At 63.7% G+C, this 14727-nt stretch carries 11 protein-coding genes and 1 tRNA gene; 7 read left to right on the top strand and 5 right to left on the bottom strand.

Features of this window, described 5'->3' with window-relative positions:
- Positions 1-296: 296 nt before the first annotated feature.
- A tRNA-Ser gene (locus tag KF838_02475) sits at positions 297-384 on the bottom strand.
- A gap of 61 nt (positions 385-445) precedes the next feature.
- Complete coding sequence (locus KF838_02470) at positions 446-754, bottom strand: hypothetical protein (GenBank protein QYK48725.1); 309 nt, start codon at positions 752-754, stop codon at positions 446-448.
- Between the two features lie 67 nt (positions 755-821).
- Here KF838_02470 and KF838_02465 point away from each other — a divergent pair, with 67 nt between their 5' ends.
- Positions 822-2153, top strand: a complete 1332-nt coding sequence (locus tag KF838_02465) for an ABC transporter permease (protein QYK48724.1) — start codon at positions 822-824, stop codon at positions 2151-2153.
- Positions 2154-2385: 232 nt separating this feature from the next.
- Here KF838_02465 and infC read toward each other — a convergent pair whose 3' ends face one another.
- Together infC and KF838_02455 are read right to left on the bottom strand one after the other, a co-directional pair.
- Positions 2386-3168: a translation initiation factor IF-3 gene (infC, locus tag KF838_02460; GenBank protein QYK48723.1), complete on the bottom strand. Its 783-nt coding sequence runs from the start codon at positions 3166-3168 to the stop codon at positions 2386-2388.
- Between the two features lie 320 nt (positions 3169-3488).
- Positions 3489-4937, bottom strand: a complete 1449-nt coding sequence (locus KF838_02455) for a serine/threonine protein kinase (protein ID QYK48722.1) — start codon at positions 4935-4937, stop codon at positions 3489-3491.
- Between the two features lie 167 nt (positions 4938-5104).
- On the opposite strand from KF838_02455, the gene elbB reads away from it, so the two are divergent.
- The 5 genes from elbB (at position 5105) to fsa (ending at position 12087) form a co-directional block, all read left to right on the top strand.
- Complete coding sequence (elbB, locus tag KF838_02450; GenBank protein QYK48721.1) at positions 5105-5779, top strand: isoprenoid biosynthesis glyoxalase ElbB; 675 nt, start codon at positions 5105-5107, stop codon at positions 5777-5779.
- 64 nt (positions 5780-5843) lie between these two features.
- A complete protein-coding gene (locus KF838_02445) occupies positions 5844-7811 on the top strand; it encodes an amino acid permease (GenBank protein QYK48720.1) in 1968 nt (655 codons plus the stop codon).
- 63 nt (positions 7812-7874) lie between these two features.
- Complete coding sequence (locus KF838_02440) at positions 7875-10322, top strand: UvrD-helicase domain-containing protein (GenBank protein ID QYK48719.1); 2448 nt, start codon at positions 7875-7877, stop codon at positions 10320-10322.
- Positions 10323-10422: 100 nt separating this feature from the next.
- On the top strand, positions 10423-11364 hold the full coding sequence (gene metF, locus KF838_02435; GenBank protein QYK48718.1) for a methylenetetrahydrofolate reductase [NAD(P)H]: 942 nt from the start codon (positions 10423-10425) through the stop codon (positions 11362-11364).
- 78 nt (positions 11365-11442) lie between these two features.
- The gene (gene fsa / locus KF838_02430) at positions 11443-12087 is read left to right on the top strand and encodes a fructose-6-phosphate aldolase (GenBank protein QYK48717.1); all 645 of its coding nucleotides are present in this window, start codon (positions 11443-11445) and stop codon (positions 12085-12087) included.
- 17 nt (positions 12088-12104) lie between these two features.
- Here the strand turns inward: fsa and KF838_02425 are convergent, their stop codons facing one another.
- The gene (locus KF838_02425) at positions 12105-13568 is read right to left on the bottom strand and encodes an AMP-binding protein (GenBank protein ID QYK48716.1); all 1464 of its coding nucleotides are present in this window, start codon (positions 13566-13568) and stop codon (positions 12105-12107) included.
- A gap of 173 nt (positions 13569-13741) precedes the next feature.
- On the opposite strand from KF838_02425, the gene KF838_02420 reads away from it, so the two are divergent.
- Complete coding sequence (locus KF838_02420; GenBank protein ID QYK48715.1) at positions 13742-14575, top strand: SPOR domain-containing protein; 834 nt, start codon at positions 13742-13744, stop codon at positions 14573-14575.
- Positions 14576-14727: the final 152 nt, after the last annotated feature.

The following is a 14727-nucleotide window of genomic DNA, read 5'->3' as shown; positions in this document are numbered from 1 at the left end:
TTCTCGCAACGACCTCTGGCATCCGCCGGAGGTCGCTTCATTCTCAGCCCACATCCTCCATCACAGAGCTGAGTGAACACGACCTAGCGGCGTTCATCCCGCACGCCACAAGAACCCACAGGATGACGCACACCACCTCAGAAACAGGGTGTTCGTTCTCGATAGAGACTCGTGTCAAGGTTCGGCGGAGAGAGGAAAGCCGCTCACCATCCGCGGAAACCAGCTCCACACTCTGTCGTCGATTCGTGCCCCGCCTCGATCAGGTCGGGGGCCGACAACATCACAATGCGGACAAGCGGAGAGGGGGGGATTCGAACCCCCGAACGGGACAAGCCCGTTACTGGTTTTCGAGACCAGCCCTATCAACCGCTCAGGCACCTCTCCGTGCGGCGGGCCAGAGTCTAGGCGTCCCCCGACGCATCGCCACTCTCGCCCACGTTCTGACTCAAATCAACCGGGCAAGCTCATCGTCAATCCCTGGCACCCACCGCCTCGCCGTCGATGCGTCGAACCGTGCCGGAAGCTCCAGAATCGGCTCCCACTGCGCCAGATACTCAAGCAGTACCCGCGTGACAACCGACGGCGGCTTCGCCCCATCGCACCAGTAATCATGGTCAACCCATGCAAGCCGAACCGTGTGCGTCGATTCCGCACCACCCGCCCTGACAATCCGGGCGGTATGCTGCCACCCACCGACAACCTCTTCCTCGGATACCACATCCACCGCCACTTTGTTCGTCCCGACAGGTACCATGCGTCACCCTCGCTGATCCGGCTCTGTATCGTCCGATCCGGCCCGTGGGGTGATGGAGATCCGCTCCTTGTCTTTCATTCTCGAGATCATCCGACTCGGCCTGACGAACCTCCGGCTCCACCTGCTCCGGTCGGTGCTCACCACGCTCGGCATCATTTTCGGTGTCGGTGCCGTCATCACCATGGTCGCCATCGGCGAAGGGTCAACCAGAGAGGCCCTCAAGCAGATCGAACGCCTCGGTGCCAGAAACATCATCGTCCGCTCGCAGCAGCCCCCCGAGAGCGGCCAGGGAAACCAGTCCTCCCAACGCTCATGGGTCAGCCGATACGGCCTCACCTACCAAGACCTCGATGTGATCAAACGCTCCATGCCGGATGCCAGCGTCATCGTCCCGCTCAAGCAAGTCGGAGGCGAGATCTCCCGCGAATCCCGACGCAAGGCGAGCCAGGTCTTCGGCACCACGCCCGAGTTCCCCATCGTCTCGAACATCGTCGTGCAGCGTGGCCGCTACCTCACCCGCGAGGACATCGAGAACCAATCACTCGTCGCCGTCATCGGCCAGGAAGTCGCCAAAGAACTCTTCCCCTTCGATGATCCGCTCGGAAACACGCTCCGCATCGACACCAAGACCGTGACAGTCGTCGGCGTCCTCGCACCCGTCGGCCTCTCCGGCGGCGCGGGCGCCGCCCTCGTCGGCAGAGACCTCAACCTCGACGTCCACATCCCCATCACTACCGCACGCACCGTCTTCGGCGACATCGTCATGCGCCGCTCCAGCGGCAGTTTCCAGGCCAGCGAAGTCCAGATCGCCGAGGTCTACATCATGTCCCCCTCGCGTGAGGACGTGATCATCGACGCCGCACGTATCCGACGCATCGTCGATGTCCGACACCCACGCCTCACCGACATCGGCATGATCGTCCCCTTCGAGCTCCTCGCCGAAGCCCGCAAACGCGCCCAGGCCGGCAAATGGATCGCAGGCATGATCGCCGGGATCTCTCTGCTCGTCGGCGGCATCGGCATCATGAACATCATGCTCGCAACCGTCACGGAGCGAACCCGCGAGATCGGCATCCGCCGTGCCCTTGGCGCAACCCGCAAACACATCATCTGGCAGTTCCTGGTCGAGACCAGCGTGCTCTCGACGCTTGGCGGTGCGGTCGGCGTGGCCGTCGGCCTCTCCCTCAGCATCGGGCTCGCCGTCACCGTCCCGGTCCTCCACAAACTCCCGCTCCTGGGCCGCTTCGTCGCCATGGATGCAGCCATGCCCACACACGTGACGACATGGTCCGTGCTCCTCTCCTTCATCGTCGCGATGCTCACAGGACTCGTCTTCGGGCTCTACCCCGCCCAGAAAGCCGCGGCTCAGGACCCGATCGTCGCCCTGCGCCATGACTAGAGCGGTTGAAGTACGGGCGTAGCGTTTGCGCGGGGGGAGCATCGGCGAGACAGTGTGTCGCAGAGGCAGAACCAGATGTATCCGCAGTGATACGCCGAAACGGGCCGATACGCCTCACGAAGTAGCAGCCAGCCTCAGCAAAGAAAAATACACCAAAGCCGTTCATACGCGAATGAAAGAGGGCCGCCAACGCGGGCGGCCCTCTCACGATCCTTCACATCATGCGGCTCACTCACCCGATCTGGTTCGGGTCGAAGCCCTGCATGAAGTCCTTCTTCTTCTCCTGCTTCTCGTACTTGTTCTTCTTCGCGCTCTTGTGATGCTTCTGAGCGTCGGATCCGGATGCCTGAGCACCCGTCTCGACCCCATCGGCATCATCGTCGTCATCGTCGGGCGCATCCTGATCGATCGCGTCCTGTGCCGCCTGCGCCTGCGCGTGGAGCTCGGCCTCGACCGCCTCCTCGGCGTCCGCGATGCCCGCATCCTGCTTCTGCTTCGCCAACTGACGCTTCAACGCCTCGATCTTTACGCGGTCCGGCGCGAGGATGATGCTCGCCTGCTTGCCAAGCCAACGCGGATCCATCTCGATCTTCGCGATGTCCGAGAGGTCCCGGCAGATCTGCTCGAGACGATCTAGCCCGAGCCCGCGGTGCATCATCTCACGCCCGCGGAAACGCTGCGTGATCGTCACCTTGTGGCCCGCCATCAGGAACCGCCTCGACTGATCGACGCGGATCTTCACATCGTGCGGATCGATCTTGACCGAACGCCCGAGACGGATCTCCTTCATCTCGGTCGACTTGGAAGCCGCACGGCTCTTCCGTTCCTTCTGGGAGAGCTCATACTTGTGCTTCCCGTAGTCCATGATCTTGCACACAGGAGGGCGAGAGTCCGGCACAATCTCGACGAGATCGAGCCCCTGCTCCTGCGCCATGCGCATGGCCTCATACGTCTCGACGACGCCGATCTGCTCGTTCTCGGCGCCGATCAGACGGATCGGCGAAATACGGATCATGTGATTCACGCGGGTCCGCTGGATCGGCGGCCCAGAGTCTCGGGAAAAGCGACGAAGAGCGATGAGTCAACTCCTTGTAAACAGCGGACGGAACGAAGCCCCACGCGGGCGCGTCACGTCCCGATGATGCAAACAGACAGGCATTGGCGGAGCGAGCGCCGGCTCATGCGTCCACACGACACATATCGGCAGATTCAGCGTGTGCCATCGTCGCGCTCCGATCAAGGACAGCGGGAACCATTCCCGAACCACGTCCTCACACCCAAAGGTTAACCGAACCCGACCCCCCGGGCAAGCCCTATCCGCCGTCTTTGCGCGGGTCACATCCGGGTCGCCAGAAGCACGATATTGAAGAGAATGCTGATCGCGGCAACCGCAAGCAGCGAAACAAACAGGGGTTGCGTCAGGATCGACGAACCCCCACCGCTCTTCTTGCTCTGATCGACCGCGATCTCACCCTGCGAGACCGCCTCCGCCGCCACGATCGACTGCAGGTCCACCGCGCCGAAGTCGCGATGCGCCAGCACCGGTTTGTCCCCCTTGCGCACCGCCCGCAGATCGATCAGAAGGTCGCGGCAGTTCTGGTACCGCGCCTTCGGGCTCTTGGCCATCATCATCTCGATGATCTCGGCCGAGCCCGCGCTCAACTTGGCGTTCACATGGTCCGGTGGCACCAGCTCGGCCTTGAGATGCTTGTGCATCACCGCCGAAGGGTTCTTCCCGTCGAAGGGAACGCTCCCGGTCAGCATGTGGTACATCGTTGCGCCGAGCGAGTAGATGTCCGCAGGTGGACCGATGTTGATCTCGCCGCGGATCTGCTCCGGCGAGATGTAGTAAGGCGTGCCGAACGCCTTGCCCGCCTCCGCCTCAGCCGCTTCTTTATCCGAAATCGCCCGGGCGAGGCCCATGTCGGCCAGCTTCACGACGCCGTCCGAAGAGATCATGATGTTCTTCGGCTTCACGTCGCGGTGCACGAGCCCCTTCTCGTGCGCGTGCTGGAGCGCCTCGGCAACCTGGATCACGATGTCGATCGCTTCCTGCTCGCTGAATCGCTTGTGCTTCACGATGTCGTCGTACACCGTCCGACCGTCGACGAACTCCATCACGAAGTAGTGGTACTCCCCCGCCTTGCCGACATCGAACGCCTGCACGATGTTCGGATGATTCAGCGCAGCCGCGGCCCTGCCCTCGGCGTAGAAACGCTCGATGAACTGCGGGTTGCTGCTGAACTTCCGCGGAAGGATCTTGATCGCGACCGTCCGGTCGAGCGACAACTGCTTGGCCTTGAACACCGTCGCCATGGCGCCCTCGCCAAGCTTGCTCAAGACCTTGTACCCCGGGATCTTCTGCCCGGACCGCTGGGCCTCGACGATCTGCTTCAGACGTGCGATCTGGCGCTCGGTCACGTAGTTGTTGTCGATGAGCATCTGAGCGAGCGAACGCTCGTTGCGATCCTCCCGCGCCTGCTCCAGGCAGTGCGAGACCTCATCGGTCGTCGCAAAGCCCTGCTCGACCACCAGCCGCCCGACCAGCGTGTCAAGGTTTGTGCCCGCCTTGTCGGCCTCCGCCTTGATGGCGGCGTGCGTCTCAGATAGCGAGGCCGCCGGCGCGGGCGCAGCACGACGTGGCGCGGGCGAAGGTGTTTCGCCCGCGAGTATCGGTGTCTTGCCGGGATCGTCTTGTGAAGAGCCGCTCATGCCAATCGACGAACCCGAAACGCCGGACGCCACCGTGACGCCACCACTCTTCTCAGCATTCGGGTTCTCCACGCTAAGTCCCCCTGCTCGCCCTGTCAATACGATGGCGCCTGATCCCAGACCAATACGCCCCTTCAACGGATCCGGTTGCCACCCGAACAGGTCCGTTTCGTACTCCCCGCCGGTCCCTACAGTGTTATCGCGCCCTTCTGCAAGCGCACGTGCTTCGGAGATACCCCATGCTGCCAATCGCGGTGGTCCTGTCCGGATGTGGTCGAGGTGATGGAAGCGAGATCCACGAGTCCGTCAGTTGCCTCATCCATCTCTCGCGCCACGGAGCCCCTTACCGCTGCTTCGCGCCGGACAAGCCGCAGGCCGATGTCATCAACCACGCAACGGGTCAGCCCGCGCCGGAATCGCGGAATGTCATGGTCGAATCGGCCCGAATCAGCCGCGGAGAGATCTCGCCGCTCCAGTCCCTCGATCCCTCGAAGTTCTCCGCCGTGATCTTCCCCGGAGGATTCGGCGCAGCCAAGAACCTCTCCACCTTCGCACGCGATGGACAGAACTGCTCGGTCGATCCCGATGTTCAACGCACCATCAAGGGCTTCAGATCACAGAGCAAACCCATCGGGCTCTGCTGCATCGCCCCCGTCCTTGCCGCCAAGGTACTCGGAACAAACGCGGGCGGCACGGGATGCAGCGTCACCATCGGATCCGATGAACAGACAAGCAATGCGATCAGGGCGATGGGGGCAACGAATGTCCCGAAACCGGCAACCGAGGCCGTCATCGACGAGGCGAACCACATCGTCACGACCCCCGCGTACATGTGCGACGCCTCGGTTCACGAGGTCTACACAGGAATAGGCAAAATGGTCGATGCGGTCGTCGCGCTCGCAAATCGCAGTTGATACAACACTTCCATAGGGCGATATCCCTATATCTATCTCGCTGGCTGTTTCACGTGGAACAGCCATGTCGGACCTGCCCATGCTCGTCACCGAATCCCGGCCCCGCAACTTGAAGTGGTTCCACGCGGGGCCACTGCTCTATGGCGACTGGGGTACCAGCCGGCTCTATGTGCTTGGGCTGGCGTTCGCCTTCACCGGCCCTGAATCGGTGGTTTACATGGTGGCGATAGGCGTCCTCATGGCGGCGGTGGCCTGGGCCTACGCCATCGTCTGCCGCTCATTCCCGGATGGGGGCGGCGTCTACACCGCGGCCCGTCAGATCAGCCCGATCGCCTCGGTCGTCGGGGCGACGCTCCTGCTGTGCGGCTACATCATCACGGCCGTGATCTCGGTGGTTGAGGCCCTGCACTACTTCGGGATCCCGGACGGTCCGTGGCTGGCCACCATCGCCATCGTCACGCTTGTCTTTGTTGGGCTCGTCAACTGGCTCGGCGCGCGGAGCGCGGGCACCTTCGCCCTGGTGATCGCCTTCGCTGCGCTCGGCGTGTCCGGACTGATGGCGGTCATGTCCGTGCCGTATCTGCCGGACGGGCTATCGAGGGTGAGCATCGACCTTTCCCGGAGCACGTGGTCCCACTGGACGGCGTTCACGCAGATCGTGCTCGCTCTCGCGGGTGTTGAGGCCGTCGCGAACATGACGGGCCTGATGCGACGCCCGGTCGAGCGGACAGCCAAGCGGACGATCATCCCTGTGCTTCTGGAGGTCGTGCTGCTGAATGTCCTGTTTGCCATCGTGGCAACCTCGATCTTCACGCGACTGCCCGAGTTGCAGGGGCTTCCCTCGCCGATCGCCTCGATCGACAGCCAGACGCTCCATCAACTCGAGCAGACCGCGCCGGCCTCGGTCCAGAAGATCGAGGAGATCAAGAACACGAGCATGAAGCTGATCGCGGAGACTGTCGCGACGAACGCGATCGGTCCGTCGGGCGGCCTGATCTTCGGCAAGGTCGCGGCGGTGGTGTTCGCGCTGCTGCTGCTTTCGGCCACGAACACCGCGATCATGGCGATGGTGTCGGTGCTCTTCTCGATGGCACAGGACGGAGAGCTGCCTCGCTCGCTCCGGAGACTGAACTACTCCGGCGTGCCCTCGGTGGGCCTCGTTGTGTCGCTGCTCGCGTGCATCGGGGTCGTGCTGATCGAGCGAAGACCCGAGCGGCTGGCCGAGCTGTACATCATCGGCGTGTGCGGCGCGATCACCGTGACGATCCTGAGCTGCGCGATCGGGCGCAAGATCTCGATCAAGCCGTGGGAACGCGGCGGCATGTGGTCGCTCGGGCTGTTCCTTCTCGCGGTGACGCTCACCATCGTTGGAACAAAGTTGAACGCAACGGCCTTTGCGGGCGTTGTGATCGCCGGTGTTCTCGTGACGCGCGCGACCCTCAGGCGAAGGGCTCGCGCGATGGAGCCGCCTGCCGAGCCGACCGATGGGTGGCTGGCACAGGTCAAGCGTCAGCCGGCGCGTCTGGATTCCGGACGCCCGAGGATCATGCTCGCGGCGAGGGGACACTCTCAGCAGGCCTACGCGGTGGAACTGGCCCGCAAGCGGGGCGCGGTTCTGTTTGCGATCTTCGTGAGGGCCGTGCGAGTGCTGGACCTGCAACCGGGTCAGGTGCCGCGTATCGAGGACGATCGCGAGGCGCAGGAGGCACTCGGCTCGGCTGCTGTGCTGGCGAGCCAGGCGGGCGTTCCGTTCGTTCCGATCTACGTGACATCGACGGAGATCGTGGAGGAGATTCTGGACTACACGGCGACATTCGGGTGCGACACTCTGATCATGGGCAAGTCGCGTCGATCGCTGTTCGCCAGGACGATCGAGGGGGATGTGGTGGGGAGGATTGCTGCGTCCTTGCCGAAGGAGATCGATCTGATCCTCCGTTCGGGCGACCCGGCGGAAGCCGCACGAGGGGTCTCACGCTCTTCTGAGAGTGACGACGATTCATCGGACGATCGTGATGCTCCGGGTCCAACCTAGAGTGTCTCTGGACGAGCCGTTGGCACCAGGTGTTCGGCTTCGTGTACGATCGCGGCTCACTACATGGATGTCGATGTGTTCGCATGGAGGCCGGAGTTGATGGGTCAGTTTGCCGAAGTGCCGCCCGATCGCGATCCGCTGCTGGCGGACCTGACTCCTCCTCAGCGTGAGGCGGTTCTCCATACGGAGGGTCCTCTGCTTGTGCTCGCTGCCGCGGGTTCGGGGAAGACGCGGGTCATCACACGACGGATCGCGCACCTGATTCGAATGGGTGTTCCGGCGTGGTCGATCCTGGCGTTGACGTTCACGAACAAGGCGGCGGGGGAGATGCGGGAGCGTGTGTCGGTGCTGCTCGGCGAGGGGCGGCACTCGCGCGGGCTGACGGTCTCGACGTTCCACGCGTTGTGCGCGCGGTTGCTGAGGAAGTACGCCGAGGTGGCGGCGTTGCCGGGTCTGAAGCCGGACTTTGCGATCTACGACACGTCGGATCAGACGGCCCTGCTCAAGCGGGTGATTGCGGACCTGTCGCTGTCGACGAGCAACTGGCCGCCTCGGTCCGTGCTCTCGGCGATCAGCAACGCGAAGAACGAGTTGCTGACCGCAGAGGCCTTCGCGGCTCGTGCGGGTGACTTCTACTCGCGGTCCATCGCCAGGATCTACACCGCTTACGAGCGAGCGCTGCGCACGGCGGGGGCTGTCGATTTCGATGATCTGCTCGTGCTGACGGCCATGATGCTGGAGCGTTCGGCCGAGGTGCGTGAGGACTGCCACCGGCGCTGGCAGTACATGCTGATCGATGAGTATCAGGACACGAACAAGGCGCAGTTCAAGATCGCGTCGCTCTTGATCGGCTCTGACGCGACGATCCCGGGTGAGGGTGGCGAGGGGCGCGGTCCGAACGTGTGTGTTGTCGGGGATCCGGATCAGGCGATCTACGGGTGGCGCGGCGCGGACATCTCGAACATCCTGGACTTTGAAGAGAACTACCCGAGCGCGCGGGTCGTGACGCTCGGCGAGAACTTTCGTTCGACGGCTCCGATCCTGGGCGCGGCTGATGCCCTGATCCGGAACAACAAGAGGCGTCGCCACAAGGACCTGTTCACCACGAGGGCGGGCGGAGAGAAGCCGGTTGTTGTGATGACGCGCGACGAGCAGCATGAGGCGGCGATCGTCGCGGATTATCTGAGGCGGGTCAGGCATGAGTCTGAGGAGCCGCTGGGTTGGCGTGACATGGCGGTCTTCTATCGCACGAACTCGCTCTCACGCGTCATCGAGGACGCGTTTCGAGGCGCGGGGATCCCTTACACGATCGCACGCGGCACGTCGTTCTTTGAGCGTGAAGAGGTGCGGAACGCGCTGAGTTATCTGCGAGTGGTGGCGAATCCAGCGGACGATGTCTCGCTGAGGAGGATCGTGAACACGCCGAGCCGCGGGATCGGCGAGACTTCGATCGACCACGTTCAGCAGTGGGCGAGTGAACGCGGACTTCCCCTGCTGGAGGCGATGCGGTGCGCGCCGGACATCGCGGATGTGTCGTCGCGGGCGAGGTCGTCGATCGGGACGTTCCTTGAGATGATCGACCACTGGACGGGCTCCGGCACCTTCATGGGGGCGAGGGTCTCTTCGTCTCTCGCGGATCTCGTCGAGCGTGTGATCCGCGAGTCGGGTCTTGAGGCGCACTACCTTGCGCTCTCAAAGGCGGGCAAGTCCGAGGCGGACCTTGAGCGGCCGGAGAACCTCGCGGAGCTTGTCTCCTCGGCAAGGCAGTTCGAGATCGAGTTTGACCCCGATGCCGACCCGGCGAGTTTCCCCGGTGCTGACGCGGCTCGCGAGGGTCGGCTGGCGCAGGTGCCTCCGCTGCTTGCCCTGCTTCGGGCTTATCTGGAGTCGGTTGCGCTTGTTGCTGACGCGGACGCGGTGGATCCTGAGCAGGGGTCGGTCACGCTGATGACGCTGCACGCGGCAAAGGGCCTGGAGTTCAAGGTCGTGGCGATCATCGGCCTGGAGGAGGGTCTGCTCCCCCACTCCCGCGCGCAGACATCCGACTCGCAACTCGAGGAGGAGCGGCGTCTGTTCTTCGTCGGGATCACGCGTGCGATGAGGCACCTGCAGGTGTCGAGTTCGAGGTACAGAACGATCCGAGGCGTGCCCGAGCGGACGATTATGAGCAGATTTCTCGAAGAGCTGCCGAGGGAGCATGTCTCGTTCTCAGAGCAGGCAGATCCGTTTGCGGACGCGGATCCCTTTGGCGACGACTTTGATGCCCCTCCGGTGAGACGAAACGCCAGCGGCGGCACCTCCGGCACGGGTCTGTCACAGCGCGGCGCGTCGGCTCCGACGGCGGGCGGGAGCGGGCTGCCGATCGGCTGTCGCGTGAGACACCCGCAATTCGGCGAGGGTGTCGTCGTGACTGTCACCGGAGGGATGGGGGCGAGAGCGACGGTGCGATTCAGCAGCGTCGGCACGAAGACGCTTGTTCTTCAGTATGCGCGGCTGTCGCGGATCGACTGAGCGGGGGATCGCGGGGCATTCATCCTTTGATCCGGATGAATGGATATAGTAAGCGTTGAGGCGGTTTGCCTGGTTGCGTTCGGGATCACCCGGGGCGTTCATGCACATTCTGGAGCACATCAAGGCGAGGGGCACGACGTTCTCTTTCGAGTTCTTTCCTCCGAGGACTCCGGAAGCCGCGGCGTCGCTGTTTGATGCGATCCGTGAGTTGACTCCCCTGAAGCCGTCGTTTGTTTCTGTGACGTATGGAGCGGGCGGTTCGACGCGGGAGTTGACGCGTGACCTCGTGATCAGGATCAAGCGTGAGACGACGCTGGATCCGATCCCGCACCTGACGTGCGTCGGGCATACGGAGGGAGAGATCAGGGAGATTCTGAGCCGGTACGCCGAGGCGGGCGTCGGGAACATCATGGCGCTACGGGGTGACCGGCCGAAGGATGGGCCTGCCGGGGGGGACTTCGAGCACGCGGGGGCTCTGGTGTCGCTGATCCGAAGTCTGAACACCTCGGGGACGCACGCGGGCACCGGCGACCCGCGGGGTTTCGGGGTCGGGGTTGCGGGTTATCCCGAGGGGCATCCGGAGACACCGAACCGGTTGCTCGAGATGGAGCGGCTGAAGGCGAAGGTGGATGCGGGGGCGGACTTCATCGTGACGCAGTTGTTCTTCGATAACCGGGACTTTTATGACTTCCGGGATCGTTGCGAGTTGGCGGGGATCCGTGTGCCTGTGCTGGCGGGGATCATGCCGATCACCTCGATGGAGGGCATGAAGCGGATGTCGGAACTCGCGCTGGGTGCGCGATTCCCCGCGCCCCTCATCCGTGCGCTGAACCGGACCGGTGGAGCGGCCGAGGGGGCCAGACGCGTGGGGATTCACTGGGCGACGGAGCAGTGCCGCGACCTGCTCGATCATCATGTGGCTGGGATCCATTTCTACACGCTGAACCGTTCGACGGCGACCCGAGAGATCTACACAACGCTCGGGGTGCAGGATTCGTCGATGCTGGCGTCTGGCCATATCGGCGGCTCCCCCGGGAGGTAGCCGGGCGATCGTTGATACACATCCTGATGCTCCGTCTACGATGTCGCGTCTCGTACCCGCACCGACACGGAGACTCCCATGGAGCTTTACATCGACACGGCGAACCTTGCTGAGATCAAGGAAGCCAACGCGCTCGGCGTTCTCGACGGCGTAACGACGAATCCATCGTTGATCGCGAAAGAGGGGATCGACTACGGGAAGCGGCTGGCGGAGATCTGCGCGGTCGTGAGCGGTCCGGTTTCCGCCGAGGTGATCGCCACAGACTACGACGGGATGATGAAAGAGGGGCGGGAGCGCGCGAAGATCGCTCCGAACATCGTCGTGAAGCTGCCGAGCACGGTGGATGGGCTGAAGGCGTGCAAGGCGTTCAGCGATGAGGGGATCAAGACCAACATGACGCTGTGCTTCCAGCCGCTCCAGGCGTGGATGGTCGCCAAGGCGGGCGCGTACTTGGTCAGCCCGTTCATCGGTCGGCTCGACGACGTTGCCGAGGATGGGATGGTGCTGATCCAGCAGATCCGGCAGATCTACGACAACTACGGGTTCAAGACGAAGATTCTGGCTGCGTCGATCCGCCACAACAAGCACATGGTGGACTGCGCGATGGTCGGCGCGGATGTGGCGACGGTGCCTTACAACGTGATCCAGCAGTTCATGAAGCACCCGCTGACGGACTCGGGGCTCAAGAAGTTCATCGAGGACTACAAGAAGGCGTTCGGCTGAGCCGGCGGCGGCGTTGCTCAGATCATCTTCTTGAGTTCGCGGCGCATGATCTTCCCCGTTGGATTGCGGGGGAGGGCGTCGAGCGTTCTCACTTCGCGTGGCACTTTGTAGCCGGCGAGGCGTTCCCTGCACCAGCCGAGGATTTCTCGCTCGTCGAAGGATGCGCCCTCGTTCATTTCAACGAACGCGATCGGTATCTCGCCACGCATGGGATCGGACGCGCCAACGACGCCTGAGTCGCGCACGGCCGGGTGGCGGTTCAGCACGTCCTCGATTTCGCGGGGGAAGACGTTCTCACCCGCGACAATGAGCATCTCTTTCAGGCGGCCGGTGATCTTGAGGAAGCCGTCGGAGTCGAGCTGGCCGATGTCGCCGGTGCGGAAGTACCCGTCGCTGTCGAATGCCGCTGCGGTTTCCTTGGGGAGGTTGAAGTATCCCCGCATGATGTTCGGTCCTGCGATGCGGATCTCGCCGTCGTGCCCGGGTGGGAGATCGCGGCCCGTGTCGAGATCGACGATGCGCTCGTTGACGCCCGGCACCGGACGACCGACGGAGCCCTGACGCCACTCTTCGGGTCGGCAGACGTTTGTGACGGGGGAGGTCTCCGTCAGCCCGTATCCCTCGCAGAGGCGGATGCCGAATCGCGCCTCGAAGGCCTCGAGAACGGCAGCGGGAAGCGGCTCACCCCCGGAGATCGGGAGCCGGAGGGAACGGAAGTCGTCGGGGGTCGCGTCCTTGAGATGGAGGAGCGCGTTGTACATGGAGGGGATGCCGACGAAGGCCGTCGGGCGGTGCTCGCGCATGAGTTTGATGATCTTGTTGGGGACGAACTTGGCCGTGTAGATCGCGCGGCATCCCGTGACGAGCGGGAGGAGCGTCAGGACTGTGAGCCCGAACGAATGGAACTGCGGGATGACACCCAAAAGGACGTCACGATCGGTGAAATGGACCCACTCCAGACACTGGTTGATGTTCGAGAGGATGTTGCGATGTGTGAGCATGACCCCTTTGGGCTTGCCGCTGGTGCCGGATGTATAGAGCAGGACTGCCAGATCGTCTTCGGAGACGCGTGCCGGCCAACGCGGCTCGGGCGCGCCAGAGAAGGCGATCTTGTCGAGCTTGACGAGATTGGGTACGGAGGGTGACTGGTTGACGGCATCGAGGAAGGCCTGTGCGGTGATGACGATGTCGGTGCCGCAGTCGTCGATGACGTACTGGAGTTCCTCCGGCTTGAGGACATAGTTGAGTGGGACGACGGTCCTGCCGAGCATCCACGCCGCGAGCGAGGCGACGGGCATGCCTGCCCCGGTCGGGAGCATGATGCCGACGGTCTGTGAGCGGCTGCGTCGTTCGATCAGTTCCGCGAGGTGGAGGGCTCCGACGATGAGTTCGATGCCCTTTCGCGGGCCCCTGTCATCGATCGTGGCGACCCGGAAGGGGCGTCGGAGCAGCGTTCGGAGGATCTCATGGGCGAGTGGCACGGTTCGGGGTGTCCTCTGTCGGGTGATCGCGGCCCCGGGGGCGAAGGGGATGCAAGAGTGTGAAGCCGGATCGGGCTGATGAGCCGATACGATAGCGAAGCAGTCGGGATCTGGAGCCCGGCGACACCGCCCCGAACTCGGACCGAGTCGGGCAACAGAGGATGGAACCGAGCATGAAGAGCAACCGTTTCTCTCGATTCGTTCAGGTCATGGCGCTGGCCGTCATGGGTGCGGGACTGGTCCTCGGGGGCTGCAAGTCAGCCAAGAGCACCAGCTACATGGACGCATACAACAGCGGGAACCACGCTGAAGCGTACAAGAGGGCTTCGGAGGCCTCGGTTTCCGGCCCACAGGCACAGCGTGAGCAGGCGGCCCTGGTCGCGGGTCTGTCGGCGCACTCGCTCGGGCGTGATTCGGACGCGAAGCGTCACCTCCAGCCCCTTGCGTACTCCTCGAATCCCGAGGTGGCCGGCAAGGCAAATGCGACGCTCGGCCTGATGGCCGAGGCCCAGGGCGATAACGCGGCTGCGGCGCGGGCGTTCGAGCTGGCAGGATCGAAACTGACCGGGGATGAGGCGGCGCGGGCGTATCTGCATGCCGGGGATGCCTATGCCGCGGCTGGGAACAAGACACTGGCGGATTCGATGTACAAGCGTGGGCTCTCGATGGCGACGGGCGACATCGGTCTCTCGTCGACGATCCGCGAACGGATGAACGCGCCTGCGGCCGGAGGCGAGACCGCCGGCAACTTCGGCGGGTCGGCATCCGGTCCGTTCTCGATCCAGTTGGGGGCCTTCTCGTCGCGTGCGAACGCGGAGCGGCTGGCGTCGCAGGTTGCGGGCTCTGCGGCGACCATGGGGATGGGGCAGCCCAGGATCGTTCCGACGAACAAGAACGGGCAGACGCTGTTCGCGGTTCGTGTGGGCGGATTTGGGACCAGGAACGAGGCGGCAGCGGCTCGCGATCGGTTTGGAAAGGGCGGCTTTGTAGCCGCGAACGCGGACTGAGCAGGTGACAGGATGTGTGTTCGCCGGGCCGGGATAGACCCCGGCCCGGTTTGTTTTTGGCTGGATGGATCGGGCGTGGGGCGTTTACCCGTTTCGGATCGAGTATGGGATGTGTGGGAAACAGGGCGGACCGTGTGGCCGTAGAGTCATTG

Source organism: Phycisphaeraceae bacterium, from assembly GCA_019454185.1.
Lineage (GTDB): Bacteria > Planctomycetota > Phycisphaerae > Phycisphaerales > UBA1924 > JAHBWV01.
Note: the sequence above shows the minus strand (reverse complement) of the source record. Positions and strands in the feature narration are given on the sequence as shown.